Here is a 17043-nt window from a genome sequence, read left to right as displayed (position 1 = left end):
TATTAGAAAGGGGTTGAAAAATTAATTCAGTTTTAATAACTCTAAATCATGAAAAAAGAAGTTTTTTTCATCATTCATAGACACAAATAAACCATTAGGAAATTTGCTACTTAAAGCTACAGTTGTAATATCACAACCATCAGTTTCAATAGTTCCTAAATTAAGTTCTTTTATAAAAGCATTAGTTTTTAAATCAAAAACATTGAAAGTATGTGCTTGCTGGTTAGAAACTATTAAAAAACCTTTATCTTGGTATTTTGCAATAGCTATACCTTCTATATCTTTAGTAAAATACTGGCTACCAAAACAACTTAACTCTTCGTTGCCCATACTTGGTTCTGCATAATATTTACGTATACAATGTCCTTCATCTGAATAATAAACTATTCCATTTTCATTATCTACAGCAATAGCTTCAATTTCTTTTTTTCCGCTAAAACCGCCAAATTTTCTAACCAAATTAGCATGTACACCTAGACTATCAGAATTTAATTTATATTGATATAAATATCCTGTTTCAGGTCCTGATTTTCTACCAACAATAGCGTAAATAGATTTAGTTATTGGTGATTTATACAGTGCTATTCCCATTGGTAAATTATGCTCTGGGTCTTTAGCATCTGCAAACACCTTGAAACCACCATTATCTAAAGGCTTCATGTCTGGCACAGAAAACACTCGGATTTGTTGACGTTCTCTTTCGGTAAACGCAATTATATCTGTTGTAGTAGAATCGTTTAACTTAAATCCATATTCCAAATCCACATTATTAGGACGTTTTATATTGGTTATACTTTTTTCTTTAATAATTTTTCCGTCTAAATTAAAAGCATAGACACCTCCATTAGTTTCTTTATCAGTACCAAAAACAATACTTTTTGAAGCATCATTTGGATTAACCCAAATAGCTGGATCATCTGTATCATTTGGTGTTTTTTCGGTAATTATAGTTGGCTGGATTACTGGTAATTGTTTTTTACATGAAACAATTACTAGTAAACAAAATCCATATAATAATTTTTTCATATTTATTTTTTAAATAAATCATATTTTAAACCAATTGTAAAGCGTTGTCCATAATGCTCACTTTGCATTGTACGACTACTCACTCCTTGGTAAAAGCGTAATGGTTGATTTGTTATATTATTTAAACTTGTGTAAACACTTAAGCCTTTTCCCAAAGCATACGTTGCATTAAAATCTAGAAAAAATTGCTTGTCATAATATCTGTCTTCAAAATCATTTCCTCCAATCTCATCTATATAAGAGTCTGAAAAATTACTTGACAAACGTATGCTTAAGTTTTTGTTAGCATAACCTAAAGAAGCATTAAACATATTTGGCGCTGTGTTAGGTAAAGCTAAATCGTCACGCTCATCACCATCTTCATTTCTAATTCCATTGGCATCAGACGTTAAATGCGTATAATTTAAGTAAACACTAAAATCCTGAGCAAAACCTGGCAAGAAATCTAGTTTTCTTTGAAAAGCAAATTCAAAACCTAAAACCGAAGCATCATCTCCGTTTAATGGTTGATACACTTCGTAACCTGCTGTATCTTCACCATAAGTATCATCTGTTGTTTCAGTTTGGTAAGTATAAATAAAATCGTTTATTTTTTTATAAAACACACCTCCAGAAAGTATACCAACAGATTTAAAGTAATGTTCTGCCATAACATCAAAATTCATTGATGTAGTTGGATTTAAATTTGGATTACCTAATACAACTTCACTGTCTTCGTTTATAATTTCTGCTCTTGGAATTAAATCTACATAATTTGGTCTTGCCAAGGTATTTGTCCAAGCAAAACGAAACACAGTATTAGTATTTAAATCGTATTTAAAATGTAAACCTGGTAAAATATTGACGTATGAGTTATTTTTATTTACTGCCTCAACAATAATGTCTTCATCAATACCTGCATCTTCATCTTCTTCTATAAAAGTTAATCTATATCCTTCAGAATCTAAATTTGTACTTTCAACTCTTACACCAGCTAAAACACTTAATTTATCTGTTAATTGTTGATTAGTCATGATGTAACCAGCAAAAACATTTTCATTAACATCAAAATTTCCGCTTTGGTATTCATCTACTAAATCCTCACTTTCAAATTGTGCTATATTATTTAAATCTAAACTCCCTATAAACTCTGGTGTTGCAAAAGTCCCTATTTGATATTGACTACCTGCAAGAAAATTAGTATCTGTGTAGTTTTTAGTTGGTAAATTACCCAATAAATCGAAAAACGCATTTTCTGGAGAATACTCGGTAAAATCGTTATCTCTATTTTTATTTTTAAATCGACCACGAACACCAAATTTTAATGATCCATCTTCGCTATCAAATAAATTTAATGGTAATTTGAAGTTTACAAACACATTCAAGTCTGTTTCTTCTGTGTATTGATTTTCCTCGGTTAACTCATCAAACTCAAAATTGTTGTAAGCAGCAGCATCTACATCAACTGGCGTGTAAAGCGGAAATTCTAAATCGTTATTATAATTAATAAGATATTCACTTTCGTGTACCAAATAACGCTCATTTAATCGCTCTTCTGAAGCTTTTGCAAAAGAGGTCATCCAGTCTATTTGTAATTTGTTTGCTAAATGGTTTCCACCTAAACTAAAGTTAAACATACGTTGATCTTCTAAACGTCTATTTTTATTTCGGTTATTATCTATACCAGCTTTAGTTTCGCGTTTTACTTCAACAGGAAACATGGATAAATTACCATTGGCATCAACAGTAAAGTCATCTGCTTCAATATCTTCTCCATCAAGAATTGCATGTTCTAAAACAAAACGATTTTCTCTGTCATCTCTCCAATTATAAATAGACTTAAAATAAACACTGTTATTATCGTTTAATTTATAATCTAAATTTGCTGAAAAACTTCTACGGATACGTTGTACTAAATATTGTCTTACTTCAAAAACGTTGGTATATGGATTGACCTCAACTTCTTCTAAATTATCTTCATCACCATTATTGTATTCAAACTCATCAGTCCATTCGGCTTCAAAATTATCACTCCCAAAATCATTATCGTTGATTGATGCAGAAACCATCCAACCCAATTTACCGTTATAACTTCTGTCTCCTAACAAAAACTGACCGTTTAAAATACGCTTACCTGTAATTGAATTTACTCCAGAGCCAGCTGTTGCAGACAAACGAAAACCTTGAGGCGAGGTACGAGTAATTAAATTTACAGAACCACCCAAAGCGTCTGCATCCATGTCTGGAGTAACTGCTTTATTAACTTCTATTGTTTGGATCATGTCTGAAGGAATTAAATCCATTTGCACTTCTCTATTATCTCCTTCAGCTGAAGGTATCCTGCTTCCGTTTAACGTCACGGAGTTTAATTGTGGTGCTAAACCACGAATAATAATATTTCTAGCTTCCCCTTGATCTACCTTCATCGTTATTCCTGGAATACGTTTTACTGCATCACCAATATTAGCATCTGGGAATTTACCAATTTGGTCTGTAGATACAATATTAGTAATGTTTGTTTTATTTTTCTGAGTATTTAAAGCTCTAGCTTGACCATCTATATAACCTGTGATTTCAACAGTATCAAGCTTTGTGTTTTGAGATGACAAATGAATAACTACAGAAATGGTCTCTCCTAAACTAATCGACACAGTTTTTTTATAGTCTGCATAACCTAAATATTGAATTAATAATGTATAATTACCTTCAGGAATATCTACTAAAGTAAATTTTCCATCAAAATCTGATACTCCTCCTTTTTTTAATTCTTGTAATACCACTGAAGCTCCTGGCACAGTAATACCATTATCATCTGTAATAACACCTTGAATATTTCCGTTTTGCGCAAATACAAAAGCTGATATTAATAGTGTCAAAAATGATAAAAAATGATTTTTTTTCATGTTGTTGTTTGATTAATTTTTGTTTGACACAAAGCTATATTTAGTCGCTATTGTTTAGATAAAATTGAGGTTAACAAACAGTAACAAGCAAGTCAATTACACCTATAAATGATAGCAACATTAACAATGCAATAACATTGGATTAATGTTGTTTTAAAATTCACTAAAGATTTAAAATGAAGGATTGTAAATCGTCTTTAGACGTTAACGGAAGCTTCTTACGCATTCTATAGCGAGCCACACGAACACTGTCAGGTGTAATATTTAAAATTGAAGCTATAGCTTTTGAAGACAAGTTTAAACGCAATAACATGCATAAACGCATTTCAGAGGATGTTAACTCTTCATGTGCTTGAGATTTTAAGTCTTTAAAAAAATTAGGGTTAATTTGACTAAAATAGGTCATAAGTTCTGACCACTCATTTTCTTTTGATAAGTCAGAATTTATAGTCTTAACAAGTTCTATTAACTTCGTTTTTATCAGTTCAGGATTTCTACCTTTTATATTGTTAAGTGTTCTAGAAACATCTGTTAACAACTTATTTTTATGAGCAAGGTTTAAACTGTAATTGGTTAATGCCGAAATTTTAATATCAATTTCACGTTTTAAGGACATTTCTTCGGCTATTTTAATATCTAAATCAGCTCGTAGTAATTGTTGTTTATAAGTTAGTACTTTTTGTTCGTGCCTTTTACGTTTTTTTAAATGTATTAACCCAATAACAAATACTAAAATAACAGCTAAACTTATAATAATTATAGCAATTTGTCTTGTCCTATTTAATTGGTTTTGTTTATTAAGTATAGCTAATTGAGCTTCACTTTCCTTAACATTATATAACACTTCCATAGCACTAACCAGTTGTAAATTTTGATTTTTAAACTCTTTTTGATTTATTAGATTTTGTTCATTTAAATACTTGTAAGCATTCTCAAAATCTTCTAATTCCGCATATGTTCTAGCCAAATCTTTAAGTGCACTTTCTTCTTGCTGTTTATTATTTTTATTTCTTGCTAAGCGTAAAGCTATGTTTGTTAATTTAAGTGCTTGATCAAATTGTTTTAGTTTTCTAAAGACATCAGACTGATTATTAATAATGTTAATTTTTAAATTTGAAGTGGTTGATTTTTCAAAATCATGGGCTATATTAAAAAAATTTTGAGCTAAGTCATATTGCTCTAAATCTTCATATATACTACCTAGATTTTCATTAGTTAAAGCTATTCCTGTACTATCATTTAAAGACTCAAAGAGCGCTAAACTTACGTTTTGATAATTTAATGCATTTGTATAACGTCCTTCTTTTTCGTTAACGCTACCTAAAATAGCATTGGCATTAGCTAAACCTTTATAGTAATTTAATGATTTTGCTATATAAATACTTTTTTTGGCATATTGTGATGCCTGAGAAAATTGTTTTAATTCTAAATGTATAGATGCAATCTGATTATTAGTGTATACAAAAAGCGTATCTTTTATTAAATAAAGTTCTTGAGCATTATGATAGTTTTTTATAGCCTCACTACCTAAGCCTAAATCTTTGTAGAAATCAGCTAAAAAAATAAAATTTTCAGCAATACCTAGTGTATCGTTTTTATTTTTTGCAGAATTTAGATTGTACTTAATTGTGTTAATTTTAAATATCGCCTTTTCAGACACACTATCTTGAGCAATTAATAGTGTTGTAGAAAAAAAATAGAACATTAAAAAAGAAAGAAAGTTGAGTAAGTTAACCATTGGGTATAGTATAAATCTTCAAAGTAAATTTTACACTTTAACCTAATGTAGGTTTAATATTAATTTTCTATTAATTAAATAAAAAAAGCCCTTTCCGTATCAGGAAAGGGCTTTTTATTTTTTAAGAAATAAAATTATTAAGCTTGGAAAGGCTCAATAGAAACGTAAGACTTATTGTCTCTTTTCTTTGTGAATTTTACTAAACCATCAACTTTAGCATGTAAAGTATGATCTTTTCCTTGGTATACGTTTTCACCTGGATGGTGTGTATTACCTCTTTGTCTTATGATAATGTTTCCAGCAATAGCAGCTTGTCCACCAAATATCTTAACGCCTAAACGTTTCGATTCTGATTCTCTACCATTCTTCGAACTACCAACCCCTTTTTTGTGAGCCATGATCTTAAGTTTTTAAATTGTTATACTTAAAGTGATTTAGCAATTATGCTTTACCACCATCTAATTCGTCTTGCCATTTCTTTAACTCATCCCACTTACCATCAGCAGCTAATTGTGCTTGTGCTGGCCAAGTATCAGTTACGTGATTACCACGTACACCTGCAATGATTTCAGAAATTTTAGCTGCATCAGTTTTAGCTAATTCAGCAAAAGTACTAATCCCAGCTTCTACTAAAGTAGATGCAATTTTAGGTCCAATACCTTCAATTTTCTTTAAATCGTCAGCTTTCCCTGTAGCTTTAGCAGCTTTTTTAGGTTCAGCTTTCTTAGTTTCTTTTTTCGGAGCTGCTTTTTCAGCTTTAGCTGCTGGCTTTGCTCCTGAAGCTACTATATTTTCAATTACGATTTCAGTTAAGGCTTGTCTGTGTCCATTTTTGACACGGTAACCTTTTCTTCTTTTCTTTTTGAAAACAATAACTTTATCACCTTGAAGGTGCTTTAAGACTTTTGCACTTACTTGTGCTCCGCCTATAGCTGGGGCGCCTACAGTAATGTTAGAACCATCTGCTACTAAAAGAACGTTATCAAATGATACGTTTTGTCCTTCTTCTGTTGCTAAACGGTTAACAAAAACTTTTTGGTCTTTTTCAACTTTAAATTGATGCCCTGCTATCTCTACAATTGCGTACATAGCGTAACGTTTTTATTAATTAATTTGTATAAAATAATCTCATTTTCCTTAGAAAACGGATGCAAATATACTGCTAATTAATTAATCTACAAACGTTTTATACATTTTGAGGGATATTTCTACTCTTTTTAAATAACTGCATGCAAGTTAGTGTCATTACAACCGTAGTTGCAAAACCCATAATAGCAACAACAAAAGCGACTAAACCTATGTGCACGTTATAATCGCTTTCAAAAACGGTTAGTAATTGATTTAAAAAATCAGGATTAATTTCGGTAGCATAAAAAGTAAAAAAAATGGTAAATAATACTGAAGCAATAAAACCTGCAACAATACCAACTGTAAAACCTCCAGTGTAACTAAAATAGTCTGCTTGTTGTAATTTATAATATTTTATGGTTTCATAAATCCCAAATCCGGTTATAAAACCATTAAATAAACTAAAATAAGGATTGGTATGTAAGTTAAATAATGCTAAAATTAAAAAGAAAGCTATTAAGCAGGCACTAATAACTAAGCCAAAACGAATTGGCAACGATATATTTTTCATAACAATTTGATTTATTGGTTAATACTTTCTTTAAATTTCGTAAAAACAAAACAATTATTTTACAAAATGATGTTAATTTTTAATAAATTAAGCAGTAAATACGTACATGTATTGTTATTTTTGTTAAAATCATTGTAACAAAATCTTGCAATGGTATACTAATACTTAAACTGATAAATTAAATAATCAAAACATGAAAAAAAGTTTATTCTCATTAGCTGCTTTGCTTTTAGCTGGTTTTACCGCTTCTGCACAAGAAGTTAAGTATGAAGAGTTAGATTTAGATAACGGTTTACACGTTATCTTACATCAAGACAATTCCGCTCCAGTAGTAACAGTTGGCGTTATGTATGACGTTGGTGGTAAAGACTTAGGAGGAACTCCTGAAACAGGATTAAGAACTGGTTTCGCTCACTTTTTTGAGCACCTTTTATTTGAAGGAACAAAAAATATTGATCGTGGTGAATGGTTTAAAATCGTATCATCTAATGGTGGAAGCAACAATGCAAACACATCTTTAGACAGAACGTATTACTATGAGGTATTTCCTTCAAATAATTTAGAATTAGGATTATGGATGGAATCAGAACGTATGCTTCACCCTGTAATTGATCAAGTAGGTGTTGATACACAAAATGAAGTTGTAAAAGAAGAAAAAAGATTACGTTATGACAATTCTCCATACGGACAATTTTTATTTGCTGTAAGCGAAAACTTATTTCAACAACACCCTTACAAGCACAAAAACATTGGAGAAATGTCTGATTTAGACGATTCTACTTTAGAAGAATTTCAAGCTTATTTTAAAAAGTGGTATACACCAAATAATGCTGCTTTAGTTATTGCTGGTGACATTGATGTAGCTGAAGCTAAGCGTTTAGCTAAACTTTACTTTGAAGAAATCCCAAGTGGTGAAGTCCCAGTTAGAAACTTCCCTAAAGAGGCACCAATTACAGAAGCTATTGAAGCTAAATTTTACGACGCAAACATCCAGATACCTGCAATTATTACAGGATACAGAACACCTGGATTTGCTGAGCGTGACTCGTATATTTTAAACATGATTTCTACTTACTTAAGTGATGGTAAATCTTCTAAATTATATAAAAAATTAGTAGACGACCAAAAAATGGCTTTACAAGCAGGAGCTTTTAACCTAGCACAACAAGATTATAGTGTGTATGCAATTTACGGTTTACCTTTAGGTGAAACATCTTTAGAGACATTACTAGCTGAAATGGATGAAGAAGTTGTTAAACTTCAAACAGAATTAATTTCTGAAAAAGATTTCCAAAAGCTTCAGAATAAATTTGAAAACCAATTTGTAAATTCAAATTCAAGTGTTCAAGGTATTGCAGCTTCATTAGCAACAAACTACATGTTATACAAAGATGTAGATTTAATTAATACCGAAATTGATATTTACAGATCTGCTACTAGAGAAGATATTCAAGCAGTAGCTAAAAAATATTTAAACCCTAATCAACGTGTTGTTTTAGAGTATTTACCTAAAAAAGACGATAACTAATAAAGAAATTTTAATAGATATGAAAACAAAAATAACAGCCTTATTAGCGGTATTATTTATATCCATTTCGGCTTCAGCCCAAATAGATAGATCTAAACAACCTAAACCAGGTCCTGCTCCAGCAATTACATTAGAAGTTCCTGGAGAATTTGAATTAAAAAATGGACTTAAGGTCTTAATTGTAGAAAATCATAAATTACCAAGAGTATCTTACTCATTAACAATAGACAACCAACCAATTACTGAAGGAGACAAAGCTGGTGTGGCATCACTATTAGGTACTATGCTAGGTAATGGTACAACAAGCATTGCTAAAGATGTTTTTAATGAAGAGATTGACTTTTTAGGTGCTAGATTAAGTTTTAGTTCTGATGGTGCTTTTGCAAGTGGTTTATCAAAATACTCTGATCGTATTTTAGAATTAATGGCAGATGCAGCAATGAATCCGTTATTTTCTCAAGAAGAATTTGAAAAAGAAAAAGAGCGTATTCTTGAAGGTTTAAAAAGTAATGCTAAAAGTGTTGACGCTGTAGCTAGTCGTGTTGGTGGTGCTTTATCTTACGGTAAAAAACACCCTTACGGAGAATTTGTAACAGAAGAAACAATTAACAACATCAACCTTGATAATGTTAGAGCGTTTTACCAAAAATACTTTAACCCAAACAATGCTTACTTAGTAATTGTTGGTGATGTAGATTTTAAAACGGTTGAAAAACAAGTTAAAAAGTATTTCAAAAAATGGGATAAAGGAATCGATTTTTCAACAAATTTAATCGAGCCTAATCCAAACGTTGCAAGTACACAAATTAACTTTGTGGATATGCCAAATGCTGTACAATCAAACATTTCATTAACTAACAATGTTAAGTTAGAAATGAATGATCCTGACTACCACGCAGTTTTAATTGCAAACAAAATTTTAGGTGGTGGATTTAACAGTTACCTAAACATGAATTTACGTGAAGCAAACGGTTGGACTTATGGTGCACGTTCTGGTATTGGTACTTCTCGTTATGGAGCATCAAGATTTACTGCAGGAGCTGCAGTACGTAACATGGTTACAGATAGTGCTGTTGTAGAGACATTAAAAGAAATTAAAAAAATTAAAACAGAACCTGTTACTGCAGAAGCTTTAGCCAACGCAAAAGCTAAGTATGTTGGTGATTTTGTTTTAGCTTTAGAAAGCCCTCAAACTATTGCTAGATATGCATTAAGAATTAAATTAAACAAGTTACCAAGTGACTTTTATAAAACATATTTATCAAAAATAAATGCAGTTACTGTAGAAGATGTACAACGTGTAGCTAACAAATACTTTAAGCCAGAAAATGCTAGAATTATTATTGTTGGAAAAGGTAGCGAAGTTATTTCTGGATTAGAAGCAACAGGAATACCTATTAAGTATTTTGACAAATTTGCTAATCCTGTAGACAAACCAGTATTTTCAAAACCAATCCCAGAGGGTGTTACAGCAAAATCAGTAGTTGATAATTACATTAATACTATTGGTGGTACAGATAAAATCAATGCTGTTAATACAGTAAAAATGAATGGAGATTTTGTTGTTCAAGGTGCTCCACCATTGACCGTTGAGATTAAGCAAACTAAAAATAATAAAGAGTCTATGGAAGTTGCTATGCAAGGTATGGTAATGATGAAGGCTAAATGGAACGGAACGACTGGATACAGAGAACAACAAGGTCAGAAAATGCCTTATTCTGAAGCTGAAGTAACTGCTAAATTAGCAGATTCTGGTTTATTTCCAGAGACTGGTCTTGACATGGCTAATGTAACTTTAGAAAGCATTGTGTCTATTGATGGTGCAGATAACTACAAACTAAAAGTTATAAAAGGTGAAGATGCTTCATATCGTTATTATAATGTTGAAACAAACTTATTAACTCAAGAAGAAAGCACAACTGAAGCGCAAGGTAAAGAGATTAAAACAACAGTAAAATATGACAATTACTCTGAAGTAAACGGAGTTAAGTTTCCATATGCACAAACTATCATGACTGGTCCACAAACCATGTCAATGAATATTAAAAATATAGTTGTAAACGAAGGTGTTACAGACGCAGATTTTGAATAATTAAAATCTATATAATTTTTAAAAGTCCGAAGCCTAAACGCTTCGGATTTTTTTTGCTTTTCTATTAGCTAAATACACACCAAAAAGTATAACCAATGTTCCTAAACCTTGAGTCCAACTAAAAGACTCACCATCTAGCAAACCCCAAATTAAAGCTACAATAGGCATAATATAAGTAACAGAAGACGCAAAAACTGGTGTAGATATTTGGACCAGAGTATTAAATAAAACTTTAGCCAAAGCCGTACCAAAAAAAGCTAATATGGTGACATAACCTATAGATTTGGCAATATCAGGATTATTAAAATTTTCAGCAGTAAAAAATTCAGTTAAAAACAAAACAATTAAAGCCGGAATAAATATCACAACATAATTACCAACAGCAATAGCTAAAGGCTTTACATCTTGCAAATAACGCTTTATAACATTAACATTAACAGCATACATAACTGTAGAAGCAATAACAAAACCTGCATACCAATAATTTTGATTTGGATTAAGGTCTGCGCCTTCTAAAATCAATATAGAAGTTCCGATAAAACCAATAACAACACCAATAACTTGTCGTGTGGTACTGGCAATTTTAAAAACAGCAGCTCCAAGCAAAACCGTATTTAAGGGTACCAAACTGTTTAAAACAGAGACAACAGCACTATCAATTTCGGTCTCAGCAATAGCAAAGAAAAAAGCAGGAATAAAAGACCCAACAAAACCTGATAATGCAATCCATTTCCATTGTTCTTTTTTAATAAATCGTATTTTTTTATAACCTGCTGCAAACAAAAACAAACCTGTAATCAAAGTCCTTAACGCACCTAATTGGTAAGCATTTAAACCTATTAAAGCTTTTTTAATTAATATAAAAGAAGTACCCCAAATAAGAGATAAAACAAGTAAGTACAACCATTTTGATGTCGCTTTTTTTTGCATAGCTAAGTTTTAACACTACAAAAATCCAATTTTAAAACTTAAAAAGTATAATATTTAGTAATTTTGTATCAATATTTATATCAATTAATTTTATACAAGATGAAATCATTTAAACACATATTAGTACTAGCCATAGTAACTGTATTTACATTTAGTTGTAAAAACGAAGCACAGCCAGAAGTTAAAACAGCTCCAGCATCAACAAGTACTAAAGTAGAAACAAAAAAAGCAATTAACCCAAATGCTAAATTAGCTAAAGCCGAATTTAAAATTGAAGGTATGACTTGTGCTATGGGTTGTGCAAAAACTATTGAGAAAAAAATGGCTAAGATGGAAGGAGTAAAATCTGCAGTTGTAGATTTTGATCGAGAATTAGCGATGGTTGAATATGATGAAGCTATTGTAACTCCTGCTTCGTTAGAAACTACTGTAACTAGTGTTGCTGACACATACAAAGTTAAAGACATGCAAACGGTAGATAATTTTTCTTCTGTAAAAAAATAACATTTAAAACACCTTAACCAATTAAAGCCTAGAATTATCTAGGCTTTTTTTTTGTTTTAATTTTACTATTTTAGAACAATCAAAACAGTGTGCTATGCAACAACTTCCAACAGTTACTTTAAATAACATTTATTATAAACAAGCACATCAAATCAAAATTAGTTTTAAGTATAACACTACACTTATAAAAATATTAAATAAAATTCCAAATGCTACTTGGAGTAGAACTTTAAAAAGTTGGTATATAAAAAATACTTCTCAAAATTTACACCTTCTCCATAAAGTATTAGAAAATAAAGCAAATATTGATGACAAAAATTTGTCAATCCAAAAACATCCTGAAAAAAGAATAAGAAACCTATCTGATTTCAACAAAAACTTGCTAAATAATTTCTATAAATACTTAAAAGGCAAACGTTACAGTAAAAGCACTATAGACACTTATACACTGCAAATAGCAGATTTTGTAGAATATTACAACACAAAATTAAATTTAGTCACAAACAAAGATGTAGAATTATTTATAGAAGATATTTATATTAAAAGAAATTACAGCATCAGCACACAACGCCAATTTATAAGTGCATTAAAATTATTTATCCTATATTACCCAAAGCTTAATATAAATAATTTAGAACTAGCTAGACCTAAACAATCAAAAAAGCTACCAATTGTATTATCATAAGCAGACATTTTAAATTTAATTTCAAATACTAATAACCTAAAACATAAAACAATAATAACACTATTATATTCAAGTGGATTAAGGATAAGCGAATTAATTAATTTACAATTAAAAGACATCAGTCTAGACAGAAAACAAATACATGTACAAAGCGGAAAAGGCAGAAAAGACAGAATTGCAAGTATTTCAGACCACTTTATTCCAATGGTTGTAGAGTACTACCGTAGCTACAAACCTAAAATTTATCTTTTTGAAGGCATAAATAAAGGTAAATATAGCGCACAAAGTGTAAGGCAATTTATTACAAAAAGCTGTAAGAAAGCAAAATTAAACAAGCCTGTAACACCACACACATTAAGACATAGCTATGCCACGCATTTATTAGAAAACGGTGTAGACATCAGGTATATCCAATCACTATTAGGTCATGCTAAGCCAGAAACAACCATGATATACACTCATGTACAACGAAAAGATCTTATGTCAATTTCAAACCCTTTAAATATAGCAATACAAAAATTTAACAACCCTAATAAAACAACAAAAAAGTTGTCATAACGGGAAATATAACCCCAAAAACAACTATATTAGTTGTCATATAACCAGTTGCAAGTAATAGCGGAAACTCACTCAGATTCTAAAAACACCGAATTTGAAACTTTAGATCTTTTACAAACTCATCTCTGAATTCATTACTCAAATGTTGAATTTTACTCTTGTGAATTTTAGCCAAATTATCAAAAAAAATGTTGCAGAATTTCACTTTCACTAAACGTAGTAACTAACTTGAATTAAGAAATAAAAACTGTTGTGCTGAACCTCACTCTTACGAATCAACAAAACCGATTTTTAGCCATTATACGCAACTAAAATATGAAACACTACTACTTGCAACATCGTATAAAATTAATTGCTTATTTTAGTCAAATCAAAAGTAGCTGTGTTTTTGGCTAATGCTGATTTTCCTACGGAAAATAAGCCTCGTCAAAAAGCAACTAATCTTATACAAAACCGTTGGCATTCATTTTGGACAACCTATGAAACATATTTTTTACATTATAATTTTCGCTTGTTTTTTAAGTTGTAAAGCTCAAAAAACGGAATCAAAAGTTGAAATATTTGACACGTCTGAATTTGAACACTCTGAATTGATTTCCGACTTTATTTCAGCCGAATGGGAAAAAGTTTTTAAAGCAAAAGACAGTTTATTAAATATCGGAGAAACTGTAATTCCTGATTTGCTAAAATTAATGAATAACCCAAAAGCTTTTGAAAAATTACAAAATACGGCTGATCTAATTTATCCAGGCGCAACTGAATTTTGGGGACACGGTTGGGTAGTTGACTATGATTTAGACTGGATTGCTATTCGAGCTGGTTGGGCAATGGAAAATTTGACTTCACAACATTTCGGATTTACAGAAAATGTGATAACCGAAAAGGAGTTAATGGATTTACACAAAAAAGATTATGCCAAATATATTGAGACTGGTAAACACGATGTGAATTTTGAAAGACAGAAGTTTAAAGAATTGGATGCGATAATTAAAAAAGCCAAAGATTGGTGGAAAAACAACAAAGATAATTGGACGCCATTAAGCGGATTAAAAGAGGCAATTTTTAGTAATAACATCAACAGGCAATTAGATGCAATTCAACAAATGAGATTCACTCGATTTAAAATCAAAGGATATAATCAAGAATGGTTTGACCGAGAAATAAAAGCTCGGATTATCGAACTGAATAAAACGAATGACGAGGAACTGAAATTACAAACTGGATATTTATTGCGGAATTAAAAAAAACGAAATGCCAACACCGTGTATAATTAATTGCTTTGTTCTAGCCTATTTGCGAAAATTCCTGCGGAATTTTCACGGGTTCGTAAAAGTTTGCTAAATTAGTTGCTTAACCACGCAACTAATCATACACAAACACGTTGTATGCAATTTCAGAAACCGAATAAATGAGCGAAAAACAAAAGGAAAAATATTTCAAATTGGTTAAAGAGAATATTGCGGAATATGGATTTCATAACACTTATGTTATGGAAGAAATTGGATTTACGCCTTTTGGATACTCAACTGGAATTTATAAAAGCTTTGGAATTCCTGAACTTTTCATTTCTGGACTTCCAAATGGACTGACAAACACGTTGATTAATAATTATGCTGAAAGATTTAAATTCAAAGAAGTACCGCTGAATGAAAAAATTGACAATTTAATTGACCGTTTTCCTGTTTACTTTATTGAAGTGGAAAATGATAAACTAACTGAATACACATTAAGCTCGTTTAAATTTTATGAGAATTCGGAATTCAAATATTTACAGCTGATTTTTCCCGACTTAAATGGGATTTTCCCAAACGAAGCTGAATATGACTATGACCAAAAAATATTAGGCGAATGAAGAACATTCTGATTTTAGCAATATTCATTTTACTTTTTGGTTGTGAATCAAATGTTGAGGGAATTTTTTATATCTCGAACGGAAGTAAAGACCAAACTGAAATTCCTTTGCGATTGATAGTGGATAACGACACTATCTTTGACCAAACCGCTAAATACACAAATATTGCACCTGACTTACAGTACATTGAAAACAAAACGCTCACTAAAGGAAAACACAAAATTATTTTTGAGCTTGGAAATTTGGGTTTGAGACGAATAGAGAATGTGGAATTTGAAAAAGATAAATGGATTTTTCTATCGTATGAATTTAAAAAACCAGCTGATTCAATAAGAAGAGCTGAACTAGATAAAAGTTTTGGTGGAAAAAAGGACTCAACGAACCTTTTTCTGTATAATGGACGAAAACCAAGTCTGACTTTTCACATAATGGAAAATGAACCAATACATCAATAAAAAACTGCATACAACAACGTATATAACTCATAGCTAATCAGTTGCTTAATCGAAGTTAAGTTTTATTTGCCAGTCCGCCAAATTTTTTAATTTGGCTTATTGAGAAAAAAGATAATAAGAAAAATTAAAAAATTCGGCTCGTGCTCAATCCGAAAATAATTTCATAACTTGCACGCTACGAGCCATATACATAGACGTTCTACGCAATTTGAGAAAAACAGTACTTAATATAATAATTCTGACTTTAATTTTGATTAGTTGCAAACAAAACAACAAATCGGAATTAAATACTCGTGAATTAACTCAGATTGAAATTACCGATGAATACAAACTTGAATTTCTGAATCAAATCTTCTCAGATAATTCAAAATCGAGAATAATATTTGATAAGAAGGAGTTGATTTCTAATATATCTATAAATATTCCCCCAACTTTACCAGTAGACTTAAAAAATCCAAAACGGACCATATCTCATTCTGAATTCATATCTGATACTTTAAAAATAAATGATATTGACTTTGTAAAAGGACAGTTCAAAAAGAACAAGGATTTCAACATTTCGAGAATAAAAGAATATGGATTTAATGTCATTGACATAAAAAAATATACTGAGAACAAAATTGAGTGGGATTCTATAAACAAGATTGCAGAAAAATATTATGCGGAAAACAGCGTAGCAAATATTTATTCAATTTTATACATAACAAAACCCATTTTCAATAAAGAACTGAATTTGGCTTATGTAAGGATTAGACAAGGTTCTGGAGGAATGACCGGAATTTATGAAAAACAGAATAAAATTTGGAAATTAAAATATGAATTAGATAACTGGGTGGAATAAAAACTGCGTAGAACAACGTGTATAATTAATGGCTAGTTCTCGTCTACTTACGAAAATCCTTGCGGATTTTATATTCAGTTTTTATTTGCTAAATTAGGTGCTTAAACACGCCACTAATCATACACAAGACCGTTGCCCACAATATGAGAAATGAACTTTCCTGAAATAGGTTGACTAAAAATCAAACAATTAATTACAGTCACTTATGAAAACACAAAATGAACACTGGCGAAAAAAAAGCTACCAAAAAGCCACTTTAGAAACCAAACTTTTAGTCGTTGACCAAATCTTAAATGGGCAGATTTCAAACAAC

16 protein-coding genes are annotated in these 17043 nt (G+C 30.7%); 9 read left to right on the top strand and 7 right to left on the bottom strand.

The features are described 5' to 3' along the window. Nucleotides 1-21: 21 nt before the first annotated feature. The 6 genes from JAO71_RS11955 to JAO71_RS11930 form a co-directional block, all read right to left on the bottom strand. On the bottom strand, nucleotides 22-1026 hold the full coding sequence (locus JAO71_RS11955) for a phytase (RefSeq protein WP_116823951.1): 1005 nt from the start codon (nucleotides 1024-1026) through the stop codon (nucleotides 22-24). Nucleotides 1027-1028: 2 nt separating this feature from the next. Continuing rightward, nucleotides 1029-3908 carry a TonB-dependent receptor gene (locus JAO71_RS11950; protein WP_203001009.1) on the bottom strand — a complete coding sequence of 960 codons (2880 nt, stop codon included), beginning with the start codon at nucleotides 3906-3908 and terminating at the stop codon, nucleotides 1029-1031. Nucleotides 3909-4071: 163 nt separating this feature from the next. Beyond that, nucleotides 4072-5613 (bottom strand): tetratricopeptide repeat protein, encoded by a 1542-nt coding sequence (locus JAO71_RS11945; protein WP_203001007.1) that lies wholly within the window; start codon nucleotides 5611-5613, stop codon nucleotides 4072-4074. 170 nt (nucleotides 5614-5783) lie between these two features. Next, on the bottom strand, nucleotides 5784-6044 hold the full coding sequence (gene rpmA, locus JAO71_RS11940) for a 50S ribosomal protein L27 (RefSeq protein ID WP_028283192.1): 261 nt from the start codon (nucleotides 6042-6044) through the stop codon (nucleotides 5784-5786). Between the two features lie 43 nt (nucleotides 6045-6087). Next, nucleotides 6088-6735, bottom strand: coding sequence for a 50S ribosomal protein L21 (gene rplU, locus JAO71_RS11935; RefSeq protein WP_054852119.1), 648 nt, complete (start codon nucleotides 6733-6735; stop codon nucleotides 6088-6090). 97 nt (nucleotides 6736-6832) lie between these two features. Continuing rightward, nucleotides 6833-7285 (bottom strand): DUF4199 domain-containing protein, encoded by a 453-nt coding sequence (locus tag JAO71_RS11930; RefSeq protein ID WP_028289656.1) that lies wholly within the window; start codon nucleotides 7283-7285, stop codon nucleotides 6833-6835. 193 nt (nucleotides 7286-7478) lie between these two features. Here JAO71_RS11930 and JAO71_RS11925 point away from each other — a divergent pair, with 193 nt between their 5' ends. Both JAO71_RS11925 and JAO71_RS11920 read left to right on the top strand, forming a co-directional pair. After that, nucleotides 7479-8813 (top strand): M16 family metallopeptidase, encoded by a 1335-nt coding sequence (locus JAO71_RS11925; protein ID WP_028607549.1) that lies wholly within the window; start codon nucleotides 7479-7481, stop codon nucleotides 8811-8813. Between the two features lie 19 nt (nucleotides 8814-8832). Beyond that, complete coding sequence (locus JAO71_RS11920; RefSeq protein ID WP_203001005.1) at nucleotides 8833-10905, top strand: M16 family metallopeptidase; 2073 nt, start codon at nucleotides 8833-8835, stop codon at nucleotides 10903-10905. A 33-nt stretch (nucleotides 10906-10938) separates the two neighbouring features. Here JAO71_RS11920 and JAO71_RS11915 read toward each other — a convergent pair whose 3' ends face one another. Beyond that, nucleotides 10939-11835 carry a DMT family transporter gene (locus tag JAO71_RS11915; RefSeq protein WP_203001003.1) on the bottom strand — a complete coding sequence of 299 codons (897 nt, stop codon included), beginning with the start codon at nucleotides 11833-11835 and terminating at the stop codon, nucleotides 10939-10941. Nucleotides 11836-11934: 99 nt separating this feature from the next. Here JAO71_RS11915 and JAO71_RS11910 point away from each other — a divergent pair, with 99 nt between their 5' ends. The 7 genes from JAO71_RS11910 (at nucleotide 11935) to JAO71_RS11885 (ending at nucleotide 16730) form a co-directional block, all read left to right on the top strand. Beyond that, on the top strand, nucleotides 11935-12339 hold the full coding sequence (locus tag JAO71_RS11910; protein WP_116823945.1) for a heavy-metal-associated domain-containing protein: 405 nt from the start codon (nucleotides 11935-11937) through the stop codon (nucleotides 12337-12339). Between the two features lie 94 nt (nucleotides 12340-12433). Continuing rightward, complete coding sequence (locus JAO71_RS15890; protein ID WP_236011269.1) at nucleotides 12434-13024, top strand: site-specific integrase; 591 nt, start codon at nucleotides 12434-12436, stop codon at nucleotides 13022-13024. A 6-nt stretch (nucleotides 13025-13030) separates the two neighbouring features. Beyond that, the gene (locus JAO71_RS15885) at nucleotides 13031-13582 is read left to right on the top strand and encodes a tyrosine-type recombinase/integrase (RefSeq protein ID WP_317193482.1); all 552 of its coding nucleotides are present in this window, start codon (nucleotides 13031-13033) and stop codon (nucleotides 13580-13582) included. A gap of 479 nt (nucleotides 13583-14061) precedes the next feature. Continuing rightward, a complete protein-coding gene (locus JAO71_RS11900) occupies nucleotides 14062-14823 on the top strand; it encodes a hypothetical protein (RefSeq protein WP_203001001.1) in 762 nt (253 codons plus the stop codon). 167 nt (nucleotides 14824-14990) lie between these two features. Then, a complete protein-coding gene (locus tag JAO71_RS11895; RefSeq protein WP_203000999.1) occupies nucleotides 14991-15434 on the top strand; it encodes a DUF4262 domain-containing protein in 444 nt (147 codons plus the stop codon). Further along, entirely contained in the window at nucleotides 15431-15889 is a 459-nt protein-coding gene (locus tag JAO71_RS11890; RefSeq protein WP_203000997.1) for a hypothetical protein, read from the top strand. The genes JAO71_RS11895 and JAO71_RS11890 overlap by 4 nt, the downstream gene beginning before the upstream one ends. A gap of 208 nt (nucleotides 15890-16097) precedes the next feature. Then, the gene (locus tag JAO71_RS11885; RefSeq protein WP_203000995.1) at nucleotides 16098-16730 is read left to right on the top strand and encodes a hypothetical protein; all 633 of its coding nucleotides are present in this window, start codon (nucleotides 16098-16100) and stop codon (nucleotides 16728-16730) included. Nucleotides 16731-17043: the final 313 nt, after the last annotated feature.

It is taken from the genome of Olleya sediminilitoris (assembly GCF_016785945.1).
GTDB lineage: Bacteria > Bacteroidota > Bacteroidia > Flavobacteriales > Flavobacteriaceae > Olleya > Olleya sediminilitoris.
This window is presented reverse-complemented; position numbering and strand designations above follow the sequence as displayed.